We start from the raw sequence: 19,920 nt of genomic DNA, 5'->3' as shown, positions 1-19,920 counted from the left end.
ACCCGCCCGCGCAGGTTGGGGTGAGCGCGGCGAACCCCAACGCGGCGATAGCGTGCAAGGGTTCGTCAGGGTTCGCCGTTGGCTCACCCCGCCTCACGCCGCACCGGGTGGTTGACACGTAAATGAGAACGATTATCATCAACTCCGCCTCTGACCCATGCGGAGTCCGCTCATCATGTCCAACCCTGCCGCCTTGCCCCAGTCGGCCGACCTTCGTCCTCTCGGCCTGCTGCGCCTGAAACCCCAGGCCTCACCCGCGCCCTCGGCTCGCCGCGTCTCCAGTCAGGCCCTGCTGGCCGGCGAGCGCGAGCTGGTGATCACCCACGAGGGCAGCGAGTACCACCTGCGGCTCACCCGCAACGACAAACTGATCCTCACCAAGTAAGCCGCTTGCCGCCGGCCGTCCGCCGGCACTCTTCAACTTTCCTCAAGGCCTGTCGCCAGCGTTGCGCCGTGCTCCCCGCATCGCGCCAGCCAAGGTCTCCTCTTCAAGGAGCGCGCCATGTTCGGCTGGCTGGCCCATACCCTCGCCGCGGTCTGTCCGCATGCCTTCGCGCCGTCGTGCCAGCCACGCTGGCTGCGTATCGCGCCGGCGTCGCTGGCTTCGCGCCTGCCGCTGCTCGGTACGGTGCTCTATCTGCCGATGCGCAGCGACGGGTCGCCCGATCATCCGGCGCGCGGCTGGCTGGCCGAAAGCGAAGACCTCGCGCCGCTGCTGCACACGCACTGGTTGCTCGCGTCCTGTGTGATCGGCGTGGACGGTCCCCGCGAATGGCTCGAATGCGTGGACGCGGCAGGGCGCCTGCGCGCGCGCCTGCACCTGTTGCCGGACACCGACTACCTCGCCTGGGACGTCCTGCTTTGCGCCGCAACGCCGGAGAACGCACCAGTCTTCCATCGCGTGCAGCGGCCGTTCCGCGCCGCCGGCGCGCGTCTGCTGCATTTCACGCAGCGGCGCCTGGGCCAGATGGATGTGCTCGGCGGCAGGGATGCCGCGCGGCTCTCGGCGCTCGGTCACGACATCGCGCGGGAAGTGGCACGGGCCGAGGCGCTGGCGTTCGCCCGCCTGGATTGAGCCGGCGGACGCGTCTGTCCGGACACTTGTCCGCCTGTCCGTGCCGCTGTCCGCGGACAGCCCATCCGCCGCGGACGCTCTTTCCAACCCACTGAAAAATAGAGCGAATTTGCAGGCGCGCGGCTTGGCACGCCGCTTGCTGATATCGGTCCAGGGGCCGCGCATGTGCGTGGCCGAAGGACCGATCGATGATTCGCGATACCTCTGCTCAAGACCGCCTGGTCGAGGTCAAGCCCAGCCGCAAGCGCCGGGCCATCGTCATTGGGGCCGGCGTGGCCGTGGTGGCCGTGCTCGCCTTGGTGTTGCCGCAGGCCGGCCGCCTGTTCTCCGCCGACGCCTCGGTCAGCGGTTCGCGCCTGGCTTTCGGCACCGTGGAGCGCGGCCTGTTCGTGCGCGACATCGCCGCCGAGGGCAAGGTGGTCGCCGCGGTGAGCCCGACCCTGTACGCCACGTCCGGCGGCGCGGTCACGCTGAAGGTGCATGCCGGCGACGTGGTGAAGAAGGGCCAGGTGCTGGCCACCATCGACAGTCCCGAGCTGACCAACAAGCTCGCGCAGGAACAGAGCGCGGCCGACGCGATGGAAGTGGACTTCCTGCGTTCGCAGATCGATGCGAAGAAGAAGCGCGGCGAACTGCAGAAGGCCTACGACAACGCCACCATCGACCAGACCAGCTCGCAGCGCGACCTGCAGCGCTACCAGAAGGCCTTCACCCAAGGCGCCGTGCCCAGCATGAACGTGGACAAGGCCAAGGACGAAGTGGAGAAGGCGCGCATCACCGTCGAGCACGCCAAGGCCGACCTCGCCAACGACGGCGCCAGCCTCGACTTCGACATCAAGTCCAAGAAGCTCGCACACGACCGCCAAGTGTTGCTGGTGAAGGACCTGCAGCGCCAGGTCGACGACCTCAACGTGAAGTCGCCGGTGGACGGCCAGGTCGGCCAGCTGTTCATCGCCGAGCGCGCCACCGTCGCCAAGGACGCCCAGCTGCTGAGCGTGATCGACCTGTCCAAGCTGGAAGTCGAAATGAAGGTACCGGAAAGCTTCGCCCGCGACTTGGGCATCGGCATGGGCGGCGAGATCAGCGGTAACGGCAATACCTGGAAGGGCCTGGTCAGCGCCATCTCGCCCGAAGTGGTGAACGGTGAAGTGGCTGCGCGCCTGCGCTTCGAAGGCGACACGCCCAAGCAGCTGCGCCAGAACCAGCGTCTGTCCGTGCGCATCCTGCTCGACAAGCGCGACAACGTGCTGGCCGTGCAGCGCGGTTCCTTCGTCGACGAATCCGGCGGCGCGTATGCCTACATCGTGCGCGACGGCATCGCCGAGAAGCACCCGATCCGCGTCGGCGCCAGCAGCATCGACAAGGTGGAGATCCTCGACGGCCTGAAAGAAGGCGACCGCATCGTGATCTCCGGTACCGACAGTTTCAAGAACGCGGCGCGCGTCGCCATCAGCCGCTAATTCACCAGCTCCATCACCGAAGGACGAAACAACCATGCTCAAGATGACCCACCTGTCCAAGGTCTACCGCACCGAAGTGGTGGAGACCTACGCGCTGCGCGACTTCAACATCGACGTGAAGGAAGGCGAGTTCGTCGCCGTGACCGGTCCGTCCGGCTCCGGCAAGACCACCTTCCTCACCATCGCCGGCCTGCTGGAAACCTTCACCGGCGGCGAATACCACCTGGACGGCGTGGAGGTGAGCAACCTCAACGACAACGCCCGTTCCAAGATCCGCAACGAGAAGATCGGCTTCATCTTCCAGGCGTTCAATCTGATTCCTGACCTCAATGTGTTCGACAACGTAGAAGTGCCGCTGCGCTATCGCGGCATGAAGGCGCCCGAGCGCAAGCAGCGCATCATGGATGCCCTGGAGCGCGTGGGCCTGGCCTCGCGCGCCAAGCACTACCCGGCGGAACTCTCCGGCGGCCAGCAGCAGCGCGTGGCGATCGCCCGTGCGCTGGCCGGCTCGCCGCGCCTGCTGCTCGCCGACGAACCCACCGGCAACCTGGACACGCAGATGGCCCGCGGCGTGATGGAGCTGCTGGAAGAAATCCATCGCGAAGGCGCCACCATCGTGATGGTCACCCACGATCCGGAACTGGCCACGCGTGCTCAGCGCAACGTGCATGTGATCGACGGCCAGGTGGTCGATCTGTCGGAAGACCCGCGCTTCCATCAGCACCAGGCGCGCGCCGGCGCGCCGGCCTGACCGCAAGCCAGTCCAAGGCCGCCTCCCGCTCCGGCGGGAGGCCCTTTCCCCCTGCGACGGACGCCACGATGTTCGCCTACTACTTCCAGCTCGGCCTGCGCAGTCTGCGCAAGAACCCATTGCTCACCGCCCTGATGGTGATGGCGATCGGTTTCGGCGTCGCCGCTTCGATGACCACCTACTCGGTGTTCCGCGCCACCTCCAACAACCCGATTCCGCAGAAGTCCTCGGTGCTGTACGTGCCGCAGATCGATAACTGGGGCCCCGAGGATGCCCAGCGCAACAATGGCGAGCCACCGGCGGCGATGAGCTATACCGACGCCATAGGCCTGATGCGCGCGCACAAGGCCTTCCGCCAGACGGCGCTCTATCCGGCGGGCGTGTCGATCGTGCCGGCCGATGCGAGCCAGCTGCCGTTCCGCGAGAACACTTACGCCGTGTATGCCGACGCCTTCCCGATGTTCGACATTCCCTTCCTCTACGGCAGCGGCTGGACCGCGGCGGAAGACGATGCGCACGCGGCGGTGGCGGTGATCAGCAAGAAGCTCAACGAAAAGCTGTTCCACGGTGAAAACAGCGTGGGCCGCAATATCACGCTGGACGGCCGCAACTACCGCGTGGTCGGCGTGATGGATCATTGGGACCCGCAGCCGCTGTTTTTCGACGCGGTGAATACGGGCGGCTTCGACGACCCCACGCAGCTGTTCGTTCCCTTCACCCGTATGATCGAGCTGAAGACATCCAGCAACGGCAACAACAACTGCAACCAGGATCCGGGCCCGGGCTGGGACAACTGGCTGCGCTCCGAATGCATCTGGTTGGGCTACTGGGTCGAGCTGCCCACGAGCGAAGCCGCGGACACCTATCGCCAGTGGCTGACCGGCTATGCCGCCGAGCAGCAGCGTGCCGGCCGCTTCCGCTGGGCGCCTAACGTACGCCTGCGCAATGTGGTGCAGTGGCTGGATTTCCAGAAGGTGGTGCCGCCGGAGGCGAAGATCTCGCTGCTGGTCGCGCTGGGTTTTCTGGTGATCTGCCTGGTCAACACCATCGGCCTGCTGCTGGCCAAGTTCCTGCGGCGTTCCTCGGAGATCGGCGTGCGCCGCGCCCTCGGCGCCTCGCGCAAAGAGATCTACGCGCAGTTCCTGATCGAAGCCGGCGCAGTCGGTCTGGCCGGCGGCGTGCTGGGTCTGCTGCTCACGGGCGTGGGCGTGTACGGCATCTCGCTGATCTTCGATCCGCAGGTGGCGCGCCTGGCCAAGCTCGACATTCCGCTGGTGCTGCTGACTCTGGCGGTGGCCATCCTGGCCACGGTGATCGCGGCCTTCTATCCGACCTGGCGTGCGGCGCAAGTGCAGCCCGCCTGGCAGCTCAAGTCCAACTGACGAGGCGACGACCATGCTGCAGATCAAGCCCATTCTCGCCGCGCTCAAACGCCACAAGGCCGGCACGCTGCTCATCGCCATGCAGATCGCGTTGACTCTGGCGATCGTGTGCAACGCGCTGTTTATCATCCAGCAGCGCGTGGAACGCCTGTCGCGGCCTTCCGGCATGGACGAGCACAATGTGCTCGCTATCGCCAATCGCTGGGTGTCGGCGGACGACAAGGACACCGCACCGATGATCAAGGCCGACCTGCAGGCGCTGCGGCAGACGCCGGGCGTGCAGGACGCGATCGCCACCAATTCGTTCCCCCTGCGCGGGGGCGGCTGGTCCACCGGCGTGAGCCTGGTGCCCAAGAACGAAGGCAAGCCGGCTGCACAGACCGCACTGTACTTCGCCGATGCGCATGCACTGGGGGTCTATGGCGCGCAGCTGATCGCGGGGCGCAACTTCACGCCCGACGAAGTGATCGATACCGATCCGAAAGCCGTCCGCTCGGCGCCGCAGATCATCGTGACCAAGGCGCTGGCCGACAAGCTATATCCGAAGGGCGATGCGCTGGGCAAGCAGGTCTACCTCTCAGGCAAAGACATACCGCCCAGCACCATCATCGGCATCGTCAACAAGCTGCAGGTGCCGTGGTCCGGTACCTGGTCCAACGACTTCGTCGAGAATGTCACCCTGCTGCCGATCCAGCTCACCGGCACGTACACCATCTATCTGATCCGCGCCAAGCCGGGCCAGCTCGACGACGTGGTGAAGAATGCGCAGGCGACCCTGCTCAAGACCAACCGCATGCGGGTGATCTCCGGCGAGCGCGCCGTGCGCACCTACGAGAAGGTGCGCGAGGACGCCTATAAGAACGACCGTGGCATGGCGATTCTGATGAGTGTGATCTGCGTGATCCTGCTGGCGATTACCGCCGCCGGCATCGTCGGCCTGACCAGCTTCTGGGTAGGCCAGCGGCGCAAGCAGATCGGCGTGCGCCGTGCGCTGGGCGCCACCAAGCGCGACATCCTCAGCTATTTCCTCACCGAGAATCTGCTGATCGGCGCGGCCGGCGTGGTGATCGGCGCGGGGCTGGCGATCGGCTTGAACTTGTGGATGGTCACGCAGTTCGAGATGGCCCGGCTATCGGTCACCTACGTGCTGGTCGGCGTGATCGCGCTGCTGCTGCTCGGCCAGGCGGCCGTGCTGGCGCCGGCGATGCGCGCCGCCAAGGTTCCCCCGGTGGAAGCCACGCGCTCGGTCTGAGCGCGTTCGCCCCGACACCCCCGTTGCAGAGAGACTCATGAGCGGAATGTTTGTCCACAACCTGCGGCTCGGCGCCCGCAGCCTGCGCAAGAACCCGGTGCTGACCGCACTGATGGTGATGGCGATCGGCTTCGGCGTGGCGGCATCGATGATTACCTACGCGGTGTTCCGCGCCGTGTCGGGCGATCCGATTCCGCAGAAGTCGTCCCGGTTGTTCGTGCCGCTGATCGACAACCGCGGGCCGCAGTACAACCTGAAGGGCGAGCCGCCGAACGCGATCACCTATACCGACGCGCTGGCGTTGATGAAGGCGCACCGGGCCGCGCGCCAGACCGTGCTGTTCCAGGTCGGTCCGTCGGTGATGCCGCAACAGGCCAACCGGCTTCCATTCAAGGCGGTGGGCTACGCCACGCTCAGCGACTTCTTCCCGATGTTCGACGTGCCGTTTCAGTACGGCGGCGCCTGGAGTCCGGCCGATGACGAGGCGCGCGCGGCGGTGGCCGTGATCAGCCGCAAGCTCAACCAGAAGCTGTTCGGCGGCGAAAACAGCGTCGGGCGCGAGATCGTGCTGGACGATCAGGCCTATCGCGTTGTCGGCGTCGCCGACGAGTGGGATCCGAAGCCGCGGTTCTTCGACATGTTCAGCAACAATGCCTACGCCGATCCGTCGCAGGTCTATATCCCGTTCCATTTCGCGGTGGAACACGGCGTCGATACCTATGGCAACAACAATTGCGGCAGCGACGGCAAGCGCGGCGTCGGCCGCGAGGGCTGGTTACGCGGGGAATGCGTGTGGATCAGCCCCTGGGTGCAGCTGGACAGCGCGGCTGACGTGGCCGCCTATCACCAGTTCCTGGTGTCGTATGCCCAAGACATGCGCCGCGCCGGCCGTTTCGCCTGGGCGCCGAATGTACGGCTGCGCGACGTCAACGACTGGCTGAGCTACCAGCGTGCTGTGCCGCCGGAGAGTCGCATCTCGCTGGTGATCGCACTGGGCTTCTTTGCCATCTGCCTGGTCAACACCGTCGGCCTGCTGCTGGCCAAGTTCATGCGTCGCTCGTCGGAGATCGGCGTGCGCCGCGCACTTGGCGCGTCGCGCGGCGACATCTACCGCCAGTTCCTGGCGGAGGCCGGCATGGTCGGCCTGACCGGCGGCGCGCTCGGCGTACTGCTGACCGGCGCGGGGATGCTGGGCGTAGGCCTGGTGTTCCAGCCACAGATCGCGCGGCTGGCGCATCTGGATCTCTCGCTGGTGGCGTTGTCGCTGCTGGTGGCCGTGCTGGCCACGGTTGTGGCCGCGTTCTATCCGACCTGGCGGGCGGCGCAGGTGCAGCCGGCCTGGCAGCTCAAATCCAACTGAGGGCGGGAGAAGCGACATGGACATCAAACCCATCCTCACCGCGCTGCGTCGCCACAAAGCCGGTACGGTACTGATCGCGATGCAGATCGCGCTCACGCTGGCGATCGTGTGCAATGCGCTGTTCATCATCGAACAGCGCGTTGCACATCTCTCCGAGCCGACCGGCATCGACGAGCCGGACATTTTCGTCGTGCAGAACGAGTGGGCCGGCAAGGCCAGCACGTCGCAGCTGGATGCCAACATCCGCGCGGACCTCGCCACGCTGCGCCAGCTGCCAGGCGTACAGGACGCGACGCCCAGCAATTCGTATCCGTTGCGCGGCGGCGGCTGGGATGACGGCATCCGGCTGCGGCCGGACCAGCAGGACGACGTTTCCGGAGCGACCATCTATTTCGGCGACGAACGTTTCGTCGACACGCTGGGCCTGCGCCTGGTCGCCGGTCGCAACTTCCGCGCCGACGAAATCGGCAGCATGGGTGTGCGCGATCCTCTTGCCGCTCCGGTGGTGATAGTGACGCGCGCGCTGGCCGACAAGCTGTTCCCCGGCGGAGATGCGCTGGGCAAGACCATCTACACCGCAGGCAGCCCGACCACCATCGTCGGCGTGATCGACCTGCTTCAGGCACAGAGCGTGAGCCGCTGGGCTTCGGGCTTCGCTTACCGCGGGGTGATCATTCCCAAACGAGTGATCAGCAGTTACGACAGCTGCTACATCGTACGGGTGCGACCGGGCCAGCTGGACTCGGCGATGCGCGAGGCAAGGGCCGCGCTGCTGCGCCTCAATCCGCGCCGCGTGCTCGATGACGAGAAAGGCGTGATGAGCTTCGCCCAGGTGCGCGAGCAGGCCTACGAAGGCGACCGCGGCATGGCCGTGCTGATGGGCCTGATTTCGCTGGTGCTGCTGGCCATCACCGCGGCGGGCATCGTGGGCCTCACCAGCTTCTGGGTGAGTCAGCGGCGCAAGCAGATCGGCGTGCGCCGTGCGCTGGGCGCGACGCGGCGGGACATCCTGCGCTATTTCATGACCGAGAACCTGTTGATCAGTTGCGGCGGCGTGGTGCTGGGCGTGGTGCTGGCGATCGCGATGAACCTGTGGCTGGTCACGCGCTTCGAAATGCACCGGTTATCGATGGATTACGTGTTGAGCGGGGTGCTGCTGTTGCTGCTGCTGGGGCAGGGGGCGGTGTTGGCGCCGGCGATCCGTGCGTCGAAGGTGTCGCCGGTGGAGGCTACGCGGTCGGTGTGATCGCGGGGGCTGGCGTAAGGCAGAAAGGGGAGAAGGCATGTTCACGTATTACCTGGAGCTGGCGTTGCGCAGCCTCCGCCGCAACAAGGTGCTGACCGTGCTGATGGTGGTGGCCATCGCGCTGGGCATCGGCGCCTGCATGACCACGCTGACGGTGCTGCACGTGCTGTCGGGGGATCCGATTCCGGCCAAGAGCGCGCGGCTGTTCTATCCGCAGCTCGATCCGCAGGACATGGACGGCTATCGCGAAGGTGAGGAGCCGCCCCTCCAGCTGACCTGGATCGACGGCATGAACCTGCTCAAAGCCAAGCGTGCGGCGCGGCAGGCGTTGATGACGGGCGGCGCGGTGCCGGTGCAGCCGGGACCGGCGGATATGGATCCGTTCTTCAGCGATTCGCGCTACACCACCGCGGATTTCTTCGCGATGTTCGACGTGCCTTTCCTGTATGGGCAGGGCTGGAGCGAGGCGGACGACGAGGGCAAGGCGCGCGTAGCGGTGATTACGCGCAAGCTCAACGAGAAACTGTTCGGCGGCAAGGACAGCCGCGGCGAGGTCGTGCGCTTGAACGACACGGCGTTCCGCGTGATCGGCGTACTCGATACGTGGCGGCCCAATCCGCATTTTTACGATCTCAACGTGGGCAACTACTCCGAATCGGAAGAGGTGTTTCTGCCGCTGTCCACCTCGCGCGACCTCAAGCTGCCGCGCAACGGCAGCCAGGATTGCTGGGGCCGCGGCGGTGCCGATAGCGATCAGCTGGAGAGTGCCACCTGCGTATGGCTGCAGTTCTGGGTGGAGTTGGAGAGCCCTTCGCAGGCCGCCGGATACACGGCCTTCCTGGAGAACTATTCGCGCGAACAGAAGGCCCTTGGCCGCTTCCAGCGGCCGGTGAACGTGCGTCTTCGCAGTGTCATGGCATGGCTGGACCAGCAGAAGGTGGTGCCCAGCGACGTGCGCCTGCAGAGCTGGCTGGCGATCGGCTTTCTGGTGGTCTGCCTGGTCAACACCGTGGGCTTGATGCTCGCGAAGTTCCTGCGCCGCGCCGGCGAATTGGGCGTGCGGCGGGCGCTGGGCGCATCCCGGCGCGAGATCTTCAAGCAGTTGCTGATGGAAGCCGGCGTCGTGGGGCTGGCCGGCGGCGTGCTCGGTCTCGCGCTCGCCTTCCTGGGCCTGTGGCTGGTGCGCCAGCAGCCGGCCGACTACGCCTCGCTCGCGCGGCTGGACCTGGCCATGCTCGGCGTCACCTTCGTGCTGGCCGTCGGCTCGAGCATCGTCGCCGGCCTGTTGCCGGCCTGGCGCGCCTGCCAGATCGCGCCCGCCCTGCAATTGAAGAGCCAGTAAGGAGAGGCCATGGCCATACGTCCGATTCTTTCGACCCTGCGCCGTCACAAGACCACGGCGCTGCTGGTGGTGCTGGAGATCGCGCTGACCTGCGCCATCGTGTGCAACGCGGTGTTCCTGGTGACCCAGCGCATCGACCGCATCCACATGCCCAGCGGCGTGGCCGAACAGGAGCTGATCCAGGTCGCCCTGGCCGATATCGGCAAGACGCCGGACGAGCACGCGCGCACGATGTCGGATCTGGCCGCCTTGCGCGCCATTCCCGGGGTGACTCAGGTGGCGTCGGTGAACCAGGTGCCGTTCGGCCGCTCTTCCAACAACAGCGGTGTCAAGCTCGATCCCAAGCAGAACAAGCCGACGCTCAACGCCACCAACTACTACGGCGAGAACATCGGCCAGACCCTGGGCGTGCAACTGGTCTCCGGCCGGCTGCTGCAGCCGGAGGACTACGTCAAGCTGTCGGAGGCGGCGAAAGCCTTCAGGGCAGGCAAGACCGAAGGGCTGCCGCGCATCGTGGTGATCTCCCAGCCGATGGCCGAGCGCCTGTTTCCCGGTCAGTCGGCGCTGGGAAAGTCGATATGGCTGGGCTCGGAAGTGCCGCTGCAGATCGTCGGCGTGGTGAAGAATCTGGTGCGCCCTTCGATCTGGAACGATGCGGAAGGGCAGTACAGCATGATGATCCCGATGTCGATCGACGATAACCAGTACCTGATCCGCACCGCGCCCGATCAGCGCGAGCGCGTGCTGACGGCCGCGGTGGCGGCGCTGAAGAAAAACAATCCGCAGCGCATCTTCTGGCAGAAGCGCACCTGGGAAGAGGTGCGCCATGCGTTCTTCGATAACGACCGCGCCATGACCGGCCTGCTGATCGGCGTCTGCGTGGCGTTGCTGGTGGTCACCGCGCTCGGCATCGTCGGCCTCGGCAGTTTCTGGGTGGCACAGCGGCGCCGGCAGATCGGCGTGCGGCGCGCGCTGGGCGCGACGCGCGGGCACATCCTGCGCTACTTCCAGACCGAGAACTTCCTGCTTGCCACGATCGGCATCGCGCTGGGCATGGTGCTGGCCTACGGCATCAATCTGTTCCTGATGGTGCATTACGAACTGCCGCGCCTGCCGGCGGTGTACTTCCCGGTCGGCGCGCTGGCGCTGTGGCTGATCGGCCAGGCGGCCGTGCTGGGCCCGGCGCTGCGCGCGGCGGCGGTGCCGCCGGTGGTGGCGACGCGCTCGGTCTGAATGCGCGTCCCGCCGCAGGGCGGGGCGTTTTCAAGGAGAAATGATGTTCGGCTATTACCTCGATCTCGCCTTGCGCAGTCTCAAGCGCAACAAGGTATTGACGGCGCTGATGGTGCTGGCGATCGCCGTCGGCATCGGCGCCAGCATGACTACGCTGACTGTGGTGCATCTGCTGTCGGGCGATCCGCTGCCGGGGCGCAGCAGCACGCTGTTCTTCCCGCAGGTGGATCCAACCAACAGCACCAGTCCGACCAGCCAGCCGCGCGACATGATGGACTATCGCTCCGCGATGGATTTATGGAGTGCCAAGCGCGCCGACCGGCAGGCGTTGGTGACGTCCCTCGCGCTCAAGCTGACCGCGCCGGATGTGAACCAGCCGCCGCTGATGGCGCGAGTGCTGACCACCACGGCGGACTTCTTCCCTATGTTCGCAGTGCCGCTACGCTACGGGCACGCATGGACGGATGACGACGACGTACGACGTGGCCGTTCGGTGGTGATTTCCACCGATCTCAACGACAAGCTGTTCGGTGGCGCCGACAGCACCGGTCGCATGCTCCGGCTCAACGGCGCGGATGTGCGCATCGCCGGCGTGCTCGGCGCGTGGCGTCCGTCGCCGCAGTTCTACGAAGTTGCCGGCGGACGCTTCTCCGAAGGCAAGACGGCGAGTTTCTACGCGCGCCCGGAAGATGTGTTCATGCCGTTCAGTACCGCACGCGAGATCGCGCCTGACCGCTTCAATGTCTTCACCTGCTGGGGCACGCCCGGTCCTGATCTGGAAGTGTCTCCGTGCGTATGGGTGATGCTGTGGGTGCAGTTGAACGATGCGGCCAAGGTGAGCGACTACGCGCGTTTCGTGGCCGGTTACGCCGCGCAGCAGAAGGTGCTCGGCCGCTTCGTGCACGGCGACAACTCGCGCGTCATGGGCCTCATGCAGTGGCTGGACTTCAACCATGTGGTGCCCAGCGATACACGCCTGCAGATGTGGCTGGCGTTCGCCTTCCTGCTGATCTGCTTGTTCAACACGGTGGGCCTGCTGCTGGCCAAATTCCTGCGCCGCGGCGGCGAAGTCGGCCTGCGTCGCGCGCTCGGTGCGAGCCGGCGCACGGTGCTGGCGCAGTTCCTGGTGGAGGCCGGATTGATCGGGCTGCTCGGCGGTTTAGGCGGCTGGATGCTGACGCTGCTGGGCCTGTGGGTGGTGCGTAGCCAGCCGGTGGAGTACGCCGACCTGGTGCACCTGGATGGCCCGATGCTGCTGACCACGTTTGCGCTGGCGGTGGCCGCCAGCCTGCTGGCCGGTTTCGTACCGGCCTGGCGGGCGAGCCGCGTTGCGCCGGGTCTGCAGTTGAAGACGCTCTGACGAACTTTCGATACGGATGCCATCGATGCCCATCCAACCCGTTCTGGCCGCCTTGCGCCGCCACCGCCTGGCCATGCTGCTGATCACGCTGGAAATCGCCCTGGCTTGCGCGGTGCTGTGCAATGCCTTCTATCTGATCGTCAATCGCCTGGAGCAGACGCATCTGCAAAGCGGCGTGGACGAAAGCTCATTGGCGCAGCTGGCGCTCACGGGTTTCGACCCGGCCAAGGCGAACGATCTCAATGCCCGTGTGCTGGAAGGCGTGCGCCGGATCCCCGGCGTCGAGTCGGTCAGCGTGATCAATGCTGTGCCGTTCGGCGACCACGCGGGCACCGCCGGTGTCACGCTGGAGCCGGCCAGTCAGAAGGCGGCAGGCGTGGTCGATTTCTTCGTGGCCGGACCCGGCGCGTTCCAGGCCTTGGGCCTCAAGGTCGTCGCCGGCAGCCCGCCGCGGCCGGGCGATCTCCCGGAGGTCGCCGATTTCACACCCAAGGATGCCCCTGTGCTGGTGACGCGCGCACTCGCCGAGCACCTGTGGCCGGGCGCCGATCCGCTGGGCAAGGAGTTCTGGTGCGACCCGCGGCATTACCGCGTCGTCGGCGTCGTCGATCACCTGGCCCGGCCGGGCGGTGGCGAAGGCGCGGCGCAGACGCGCGAGTGGTCGGTGTTCGTGCAGGCGCAGCCGGGCGAGCGCCTAGCCGGCGTCTATCTGCTGCGCGCCGCGCCGGACAAGCTGCAGGGCGTACTGCGCGAGGCGCGTGAGCGCATGGCCAGCATCGCGCCGGACGCCGTGCTCAACACGCAAGCCAGCAAGACGCTGGGCGATCTGCGCGATAGCTATTTCCGCGACGATCGTCTGATGGCGATGCTGCTGGTGGGCGTGATCTGCGCGCTGCTGCTGGTCACCGCGCTGGGCATCGTCGGCCTGACCAGCTTCTGGGTACAGCAGCGGCGCAAGCAGATCGGTATCCGTCGCGCGATCGGCGCCACGCGCGGCGACATTCTGCATTACTTCCAGACCGAGAACTTCCTGATCGTCAGCGGCGGCATCGCGCTGGGCATGGTGCTGGCCTTCGGCTTGAACCTGGTGCTGATGAAGTACTACGAACTGCCGCGTCTGCCCGTGTTCTATCTGCCGGTCGGCGCCGTCGTGCTGTGGGGGCTGGGGCAGCTGGCGGTGCTGGGGCCGGCGTTACGCGCGGCGGCGGTACCGCCGGTGGTGGCGACGCGCTCCGGCTGAGGGCTGCCAGGACAGCCCCAAGGCGGCTACAGTGCGCGGATCGCTTTGCCACCCGGAGGTTGGAAATGAAGTTGGTGTCCTGGATGATCTGCGCGAGCCTGCTCGGCTCGGTCACGCTGGCCGAGCCGGTCGCCGCGGCGACCGCCACCGCTCCTTCCGCCGGCGTGGCCGCGCGGGTCAAGGCGCTCAACGACCTGCTCGCCGAGCAGTGGCAGCACACGCTGGAGAACTCGCCGGAATTCGCCACCATCCTGGGCGACCTGCGCTACAACGACCGCTGGAGCGATGCGTCGCTCGCGCACCAGGCGGCCGAGCGCAAGATCAATGCGGATTTCCTCAAGCGCTTCGAGGCGATCGACACGACGGGCTTCTCCGACGACGACAAGCTCAACCAGCAGTTGATGGTGCGCCAGCTCAAGGAAGGCTTGAAAAGCTACGACCTGAAGCTCAACGAGATGCCGCTGGACCAGATGAACGGCATGCACCTGCAACTGCCGGGCTTCGTCAGCTCCATTCCGTTCGACAACGCCAAGCAGTACGAGGACTACCTCGCGCGCCTGCACGCTGTCCCGCAGGTGCTCGATCAGGTCACCGAAGTCGCGCGCCAGGGCCTGAAGGACGGCATGATGCCGCCGCGCTACCTGCTGGAAAAAGTGGTCGCGCAGATCGACAGCATCGCGACGCCGGCCGGCGAGGAAAGCTCGTTCGCCGAGCCGCTCAAGCGCTTCCCCAAGTCCATGTCCGAGGCCGACCGCAAGCGCCTGCACGACGCCATCGTCGCGGCCATCGACAACGACGTGCGGCCGGCCTACCGCAAGCTCGGCCAGTTCGTGGCCAAGGACTACGCGCCGCACGGCCGCAGCGAACCCGGTGTGTGGCAGCTGGCCAACGGCGATGCGATCTACCGCTTCGACGTCGAGCAGATGACCACCACCAAGGAAACCCCGCAGCGCATCCATGAGATCGGCCTGGCCGAGGTCAAGCGCATCGAGGGCGAGATGACCGTCATCGCCAAGGGGCAGGGCTACAAGGATCTGGCCAGCTTCCGCGAGGCGCTAAAGCGCGATCCCAAGCTGCATCCGACTTCGCGCAAGGACATCCTCGACCGCTATCGCGGCTTCATCGCGCAGATGCAGCCGGAGCTGCCCAAGCTGTTCGGCCTGCTGCCCAAGAGCAAGGTCGAGGTGATGCCGGTGGAGGAGTACCGCGAGAAGGAAGCGCCCGGCGCCGAATACCATCAGGGCACGCCGGACGGTTCGCGTCCCGGTCAGGTGTACGTGAACACCGGCGACTTCGCCAACCGCACTACGCTGACGATCGAGTCGACCGCGTACCACGAGGCGATTCCCGGCCATCACATGCAGATCTCCATCGCGCAGGCGCTGCCCAAGCTGCCGCCGTTCCGCCAGCAGGCGGGCTACAACGCTTACGTCGAGGGCTGGGCGCTGTACGCCGAGCGGCTGGGCAAGGACATCGGCTTCTACAAGGACCCGCTGTCCGACTACGGCCGCCTGTCGGACGAGCTGCTGCGCGCCGATCGCCTGGTGCTGGACACCGGCGTGCACTACAAGCACTGGACGCGCCAGCAGATGGTGGACTTCTTCCACGCCCATTCCAGCCAGGATGAGCCGGATATCCAGGCCGAGACCGACCGCTACATCACCTGGCCGGGCCAGGCGCTGGGCTACAAGATGGGCCAGCTGAAAATCCTGGAGCTGCGTGAGCGGGCCAAGACCCAGCTGGGCAGTCGCTTCGACATCCGCGCCTTCCACGACGAGATCCTCGGTGGCGGCGCGTTGCCGCTGGACGTGCTGGAGGCGCGCACCGACGCCTGGATCGCCCGTGTGAAAGCCGCGGGCAAGACGCCGGCTTCGTCCGCCGCTGCCCCGTGACGCCGTATAGGCCAATGGTCATTGCAACGTTTTGCCGGCAGGATGCATCCACTCCGGCATGCCCAAGAGTCCCATGCGCACTGTTCTGATCATCGACGACAACCCGGCCGTGGGGGAGGCGCTGTCGCTGGCGCTTTCCCTGCATGAAATCCGGCCGCTGACCGCCCTGACCCCGGAGCAGGGCCTGGAACTGCTTGAGCACGAACGTATCGACGTGGTCATCCAGGACATGAACTTCACGGCCGACACCACGTCGGGCGAGGAGGGCATCGCACTGTTCCGCGCGATTCGCCAGCGTCATACCGACCTGCCGGTGATCCTGCTGACCGCGTGGACCCACCTGGAAACCGCGGTGGAGCTGGTCAAGGCCGGCGCCGCCGACTATCTGGCCAAGCCCTGGGATGACGCCAAGCTGCTGGCCACGGTGGAGAACCTGCTGGAGCTGTCGGAATCCACCCGCGAAGTGGCGCGTGCGCGCAACGAACGTCGCAAGCGCCGCGAGGATCTGCAGCGTCGCTACGACCTCAGCGGCCTGGTGTTCGCCTCCGAGGCGATGGCGCGCACGCTGGAGCTCGCCTGCCAGGTCGCCCGCTCGGAGGTGCCGGTGCTGATCACCGGGCCCAACGGCGCCGGCAAGGAGCGCATCGCGGCGATCGTGCACGCCAACTCCATGGTCAAGCGCGGCGCGTTCGTGGCGGTCAACTGCGGTGCCTTGCCGGGCGAGCTGATCGAGGCGGAGCTGTTCGGCGCCGAGGCCGGCGCCTACACGGGGGCCAACAAGGCACGCGAGGGCCGCTTCGAGCTCGCCGACGGCGGCACGCTGTTCCTGGATGAGATCGGCAACCTGCCGCTGTCGGGCCAGGTGAAGCTGCTGCGCGTGCTGGAAACCGGCCAGTTCGAGCGCTTGGGGTCAGGCCGCACGCGCCAGGTCAAGGTGCGCGTGCTCAGCGCCACCAATGCCGACCTCAAGGCGATGATTCGCGCCGGCACGTTCCGTGAGGACCTGTATTACCGCCTCAATGTGATCGAAGTGAATCTGCCGCCGCTGGCCGATCGCGTGGACGACATCCTGCCGCTGGCCGAGCATTTCCTGGATGGCCGGGCCGAGCTCACCGACACGGCGCGCGAGGCCCTGCTTTCCTATGCGTGGCCGGGCAACGTGCGCGAACTGAAGAACGCGATCGAACGCGCCGCGTTGCTGGCCTTCGATGGCCGCGTGACGCCGGTGCAGCTCAACCTGCCGCACTCGGCGCCCAGTGCCAATCGCAACCTGGATGAGCCCAGTCGCGAGGCGGTGGAAGCCGCGCTGGACAAGGCCGATGGCGTGGTCAGCCGTGCCGCGCAGGCGCTGGGCTTGTCGCGGCAGGCGCTATATCGGCGGATGGAGCGGTACGGGCTGGCGACGCAGGGGACGTAGAGCTGTGGAGTCCCATAGAGGCTCCTGCTTCTGCGCTCCGCCCGGCCCCCTCACCCCAACTCTCTCCCCGGAGGGGGGAGGGAGTAAAAAAGCAGCCATGCCTAAAGATGGTTGCCCACTTCACCGGCCGCATATCAAGATGCCGCCGGTCCAATTTCGCTGGGGAACGACATGCGTCGATCGATGAGATGGCTAGCCGCGGCGGTCGCCTGCACGGCGGCATGGGCGCAGGCGCAGTCGGCGCCGCCGGCCTCAGCCGCCAGTGACAGCTGGAGCAAGCCGGCGGCTGCGTCCAGCGTGAGCTACGGCAGCAGCGCGGCGATCCCGCGCGGGCAGCAGGGCGCTTTCCGCTTCAAGGACCAGGACAAGAACAGCCGCATGAGCATCCGCGCGAGCTCGCCCGCGCGCTTCAACGGCCGCCCCGACACGACGTGCACGAGCCGGCCGACGGCCGCCAACTGCCAACCGGTCGGCACGCGGCCGACGGGCAACTGAGTGCTGCGCCACCTCAACAGCTTGCAGGCGCGGCTCGCGCTGCTGTTGTTCCTGGCTTATGCGCTGGGCGCGCTGATCTATCTGGGGCTCACACAGTGGCCACTGCCGCAGCTGCTGCAGTGGCTCAAGCACGATCTTGGCGTCACCGTGCAGCCGACAGGGCTCGGCGTGTGGAGCGGGCTGGCGGTAAGCGCGGCGCTGGCGGTGCCGCTGTCGATCTGGCTGGCCGGACTGGTGATGCATCCGCTCAGTCGCCTGCTGCGCGCGTTGGAAGGCGCGGTGGCCAGCTATCGTGATGGCGATTTCAGCTTTTCCATCGCCGCCACGCGCAATGACGAACTGGGCGAGCTGATCCGCATGCACAACGCACTGGGCCAGACCCTGCGCGAGCAGCGGCAGAACCTGGCGCAGCGCGAACTGCTGCTCGATACCGTGGTGCAGAACACGCCGGTGGCGCTGGTGCTCACCGACGGCATCGGTCGCGTTACTTACGCCAACATCGCCGCGCGGCATCTTTTCAACGAGGGGCGCAGCCTGCACGGGCTGGATTTCCTCCAGCTGCTGGAGAACGCGCCGGAAGCGCTGCGCCGTGCGGTACAGGGCGGCGAGGACGCCTTGCTCACGGTGGAGATGGACGGCAGCGAGGAAACCTTCCATCTGTCGCAGCGCAGTTTCCGCCTGCAAGGCAGGCCCCATCGCCTGCAGCTGTTCCGGCGCATGACGCGCGAGCTGTCGCGGCAGGAAGTGGCAACGTGGAAACGCGTGATCCGCGTGATCAGCCACGAGCTCAACAATTCACTGGCGCCGATCTCCTCGCTGGCGCACTCCGGCGCCGAACTGGCGCGGCGTGGCCAGACCGAGCGCCTGCCCGGTGTGTTCGCCACCATCGGCGAACGCGCGCGGCATCTGCACGGCTTCATCGCCGGCTATGCCAATTTCGCCAAGCTGCCGGCGCCGCAGCCGGTGCCGATCCAGTGGCGGCCATTCCTGGATAGCCTCTCGCTGCATTGCGTGTTCCGCCTGCAGGGCAGCCTGCCGGAACAGCCGGGCTGGTTCGACGCGGCGCAGATCGAGCAAGTGCTGATCAACCTGGTGAAGAACGCGCACGAATCCGGCAGCGCGGCGGACGGCGTAACGTTGTCGCTGGCGATCATCGGCCGCGATGTGCGCATCGAGGTGGCCGACCGCGGGCCGGGCATGAGCGAAACGGTGCTGGCGCAGGCGTTGCTGCCGTTCTACTCCACCAAGCGTTCGGGGACCGGTCTCGGGCTGGCGCTGGCGCGCGAAATCGTCGAGGCGCACGGCGGTCGCATCACGCTCGCCAACCGCGAACAGGGCGGATTGCGCGTCAGCCTGCTGCTGCCGCTCAAGCTGGTGTGATGGCGTACGACATAACGTAACCGCCGCTTTCTTCAACCTCACCTATACTCCGGCCCCATCGTCAGGACGGGAGGTTAAGGCAATGGGATCGCTTGTAGCGCTAGTCGTGGTCGTCGTCGCGATCATTGTGATCGCCAAGCTGGTGCGCATCGTGCCGCAGGGCTTCGAATGGACGGTGGAATGCTTCGGCAAGTACACCCGCACGCTGACGCCGGGCCTGCATTTCCTGATTCCCTTCATGTACGGCATCGGCCGCAAGATGAACATGATGGAGCAGGTGCTGGATGTGCCCTCGCAGGACGTGATCACCAAGGACAACGCGGTGGTGCGCGTGGACGGCGTGGTGTTCTACCAGGTGCTGGACGCCGCCAAGGCAGCGTATGAAGTGTCCAACCTGGAACAGGCCGCGCTCGCACTGGTGATGACCAATATCCGCACCGTGCTGGGTTCGATGGACCTGGACGAATCGCTGAGCCAGCGTGACGCCATCAATGCGCAGCTGTTGCGCGTGGTGGACGAGGCGACGCATCCGTGGGGCGTCAAGGTCAACCGCATCGAGATCAAGGACATCGCGCCGCCGCGCGACCTGGTCGATTCGATGGCGCGGCAGATGAAGGCCGAGCGCGAGAAGCGCGCGCAGATCCTGGAGGCCGAAGGCCTGCGCCAGTCGGCGATCCTCAAGGCCGATGGTGAGAAGCAGTCGGCCATCCTGGCCGCCGACGGCAAGAAGGAGGCGGCGTTTCGCGAGGCCGAGGCGCGCATCCGCCTGGCCGAAGCCGAGGCGCAGGCCACGCGGCTGGTCTCCGACGCGATCGCCAGCGGCGACGTCAATGCGCTGAACTACTTCGTTGCCAACAAGTACGTGGAGGCTCTGAAGGAGATGGCGCATTCGCCGAATCAGAAGATGTTGCTGATGCCGGTGGAGGCCACCGGCATCATCGGTTCGCTGGCGGGCATCGCCGAGCTGGCCAGGGAATCGCTGGGCCAGCAGCAGGACAAGGCCGGCGCAGCGCGCCGCACGCCGCCGGTCTGACG

The 19,920-nt window shown here is 66.5% G+C and carries 17 protein-coding genes; all 17 read left to right on the top strand.

Annotated features, from left to right (window positions below):
* The first annotated feature begins 175 nt into the window (after positions 1-175).
* The 17 genes from hemP (at position 176) to ACNR9O_RS16190 (ending at position 19,918) form a co-directional block, all read left to right on the top strand.
* Positions 176-385 (top strand): hemin uptake protein HemP, encoded by a 210-nt coding sequence (gene hemP, locus ACNR9O_RS16270; RefSeq protein WP_473686963.1) that lies wholly within the window; start codon positions 176-178, stop codon positions 383-385.
* A gap of 117 nt (positions 386-502) precedes the next feature.
* Positions 503-1,075 carry a hypothetical protein gene (locus ACNR9O_RS16265; protein ID WP_473686965.1) on the top strand — a complete coding sequence of 191 codons (573 nt, stop codon included), beginning with the start codon at positions 503-505 and terminating at the stop codon, positions 1,073-1,075.
* Positions 1,076-1,263: 188 nt separating this feature from the next.
* Positions 1,264-2,535, top strand: a complete 1,272-nt coding sequence (locus tag ACNR9O_RS16260; protein WP_473686967.1) for an efflux RND transporter periplasmic adaptor subunit — start codon at positions 1,264-1,266, stop codon at positions 2,533-2,535.
* 34 nt (positions 2,536-2,569) lie between these two features.
* Positions 2,570-3,286 carry an ABC transporter ATP-binding protein gene (locus ACNR9O_RS16255; protein ID WP_473686969.1) on the top strand — a complete coding sequence of 239 codons (717 nt, stop codon included), beginning with the start codon at positions 2,570-2,572 and terminating at the stop codon, positions 3,284-3,286.
* 68 nt (positions 3,287-3,354) lie between these two features.
* Positions 3,355-4,668: an ABC transporter permease gene (locus ACNR9O_RS16250; RefSeq protein WP_473686971.1), complete on the top strand. Its 1,314-nt coding sequence runs from the start codon at positions 3,355-3,357 to the stop codon at positions 4,666-4,668.
* A 13-nt stretch (positions 4,669-4,681) separates the two neighbouring features.
* Positions 4,682-5,920 carry an ABC transporter permease gene (locus ACNR9O_RS16245; protein WP_473686973.1) on the top strand — a complete coding sequence of 413 codons (1,239 nt, stop codon included), beginning with the start codon at positions 4,682-4,684 and terminating at the stop codon, positions 5,918-5,920.
* A 46-nt stretch (positions 5,921-5,966) separates the two neighbouring features.
* The gene (locus tag ACNR9O_RS16240) at positions 5,967-7,280 is read left to right on the top strand and encodes an ABC transporter permease (RefSeq protein ID WP_473700799.1); all 1,314 of its coding nucleotides are present in this window, start codon (positions 5,967-5,969) and stop codon (positions 7,278-7,280) included.
* 16 nt (positions 7,281-7,296) lie between these two features.
* Entirely contained in the window at positions 7,297-8,526 is a 1,230-nt protein-coding gene (locus tag ACNR9O_RS16235) for an ABC transporter permease (RefSeq protein WP_473686977.1), read from the top strand.
* Between the two features lie 37 nt (positions 8,527-8,563).
* A complete protein-coding gene (locus tag ACNR9O_RS16230) occupies positions 8,564-9,868 on the top strand; it encodes an ABC transporter permease (protein WP_473686979.1) in 1,305 nt (434 codons plus the stop codon).
* 9 nt (positions 9,869-9,877) lie between these two features.
* Positions 9,878-11,101, top strand: coding sequence for an ABC transporter permease (locus ACNR9O_RS16225; RefSeq protein ID WP_473686981.1), 1,224 nt, complete (start codon positions 9,878-9,880; stop codon positions 11,099-11,101).
* A 43-nt stretch (positions 11,102-11,144) separates the two neighbouring features.
* The gene (locus ACNR9O_RS16220; RefSeq protein ID WP_473686983.1) at positions 11,145-12,461 is read left to right on the top strand and encodes an ABC transporter permease; all 1,317 of its coding nucleotides are present in this window, start codon (positions 11,145-11,147) and stop codon (positions 12,459-12,461) included.
* A gap of 25 nt (positions 12,462-12,486) precedes the next feature.
* A complete protein-coding gene (locus ACNR9O_RS16215) occupies positions 12,487-13,701 on the top strand; it encodes an ABC transporter permease (protein ID WP_473686985.1) in 1,215 nt (404 codons plus the stop codon).
* A gap of 65 nt (positions 13,702-13,766) precedes the next feature.
* The gene (locus ACNR9O_RS16210) at positions 13,767-15,593 is read left to right on the top strand and encodes a DUF885 domain-containing protein (RefSeq protein ID WP_473686987.1); all 1,827 of its coding nucleotides are present in this window, start codon (positions 13,767-13,769) and stop codon (positions 15,591-15,593) included.
* 73 nt (positions 15,594-15,666) lie between these two features.
* Positions 15,667-17,010, top strand: a complete 1,344-nt coding sequence (locus ACNR9O_RS16205) for a sigma-54-dependent transcriptional regulator (RefSeq protein WP_473686989.1) — start codon at positions 15,667-15,669, stop codon at positions 17,008-17,010.
* 183 nt (positions 17,011-17,193) lie between these two features.
* Complete coding sequence (locus tag ACNR9O_RS16200; protein ID WP_473686991.1) at positions 17,194-17,505, top strand: hypothetical protein; 312 nt, start codon at positions 17,194-17,196, stop codon at positions 17,503-17,505.
* A complete protein-coding gene (locus tag ACNR9O_RS16195) occupies positions 17,506-18,885 on the top strand; it encodes a sensor histidine kinase (protein WP_473686993.1) in 1,380 nt (459 codons plus the stop codon).
* Positions 18,886-18,967: 82 nt separating this feature from the next.
* Positions 18,968-19,918 carry an SPFH domain-containing protein gene (locus tag ACNR9O_RS16190; protein WP_473686995.1) on the top strand — a complete coding sequence of 317 codons (951 nt, stop codon included), beginning with the start codon at positions 18,968-18,970 and terminating at the stop codon, positions 19,916-19,918.
* Positions 19,919-19,920 lie beyond the last annotated feature (2 nt).

The organism is Dyella sp. CR10, assembly GCF_055814425.1.
This window is presented reverse-complemented; position numbering and strand designations above follow the sequence as displayed.

What these genes read in the sequence shown, in the direction of transcription:
- hemP (WP_473686963.1), top strand. Translation starts at nt 176, where the DNA reads ATGTCCAACCCTGCCGCCTTGCCCCAGTCGGCCGACCTTCGTCCTCTC.
- ACNR9O_RS16265 (WP_473686965.1), top strand. Translation starts at nt 503, where the DNA reads ATGTTCGGCTGGCTGGCCCATACCCTCGCCGCGGTCTGTCCGCATGCC.
- ACNR9O_RS16260 (WP_473686967.1), top strand. Translation starts at nt 1,264, where the DNA reads ATGATTCGCGATACCTCTGCTCAAGACCGCCTGGTCGAGGTCAAGCCC.
- ACNR9O_RS16255 (WP_473686969.1), top strand. Translation starts at nt 2,570, where the DNA reads ATGCTCAAGATGACCCACCTGTCCAAGGTCTACCGCACCGAAGTGGTG.
- ACNR9O_RS16250 (WP_473686971.1), top strand. Translation starts at nt 3,355, where the DNA reads ATGTTCGCCTACTACTTCCAGCTCGGCCTGCGCAGTCTGCGCAAGAAC.
- ACNR9O_RS16245 (WP_473686973.1), top strand. Translation starts at nt 4,682, where the DNA reads ATGCTGCAGATCAAGCCCATTCTCGCCGCGCTCAAACGCCACAAGGCC.
- ACNR9O_RS16240 (WP_473700799.1), top strand. Translation starts at nt 5,967, where the DNA reads ATGTTTGTCCACAACCTGCGGCTCGGCGCCCGCAGCCTGCGCAAGAAC.
- ACNR9O_RS16235 (WP_473686977.1), top strand. Translation starts at nt 7,297, where the DNA reads ATGGACATCAAACCCATCCTCACCGCGCTGCGTCGCCACAAAGCCGGT.
- ACNR9O_RS16230 (WP_473686979.1), top strand. Translation starts at nt 8,564, where the DNA reads ATGTTCACGTATTACCTGGAGCTGGCGTTGCGCAGCCTCCGCCGCAAC.
- ACNR9O_RS16225 (WP_473686981.1), top strand. Translation starts at nt 9,878, where the DNA reads ATGGCCATACGTCCGATTCTTTCGACCCTGCGCCGTCACAAGACCACG.
- ACNR9O_RS16220 (WP_473686983.1), top strand. Translation starts at nt 11,145, where the DNA reads ATGTTCGGCTATTACCTCGATCTCGCCTTGCGCAGTCTCAAGCGCAAC.
- ACNR9O_RS16215 (WP_473686985.1), top strand. Translation starts at nt 12,487, where the DNA reads ATGCCCATCCAACCCGTTCTGGCCGCCTTGCGCCGCCACCGCCTGGCC.
- ACNR9O_RS16210 (WP_473686987.1), top strand. Translation starts at nt 13,767, where the DNA reads ATGAAGTTGGTGTCCTGGATGATCTGCGCGAGCCTGCTCGGCTCGGTC.
- ACNR9O_RS16205 (WP_473686989.1), top strand. Translation starts at nt 15,667, where the DNA reads ATGCGCACTGTTCTGATCATCGACGACAACCCGGCCGTGGGGGAGGCG.
- ACNR9O_RS16200 (WP_473686991.1), top strand. Translation starts at nt 17,194, where the DNA reads ATGAGATGGCTAGCCGCGGCGGTCGCCTGCACGGCGGCATGGGCGCAG.
- ACNR9O_RS16190 (WP_473686995.1), top strand. Translation starts at nt 18,968, where the DNA reads ATGGGATCGCTTGTAGCGCTAGTCGTGGTCGTCGTCGCGATCATTGTG.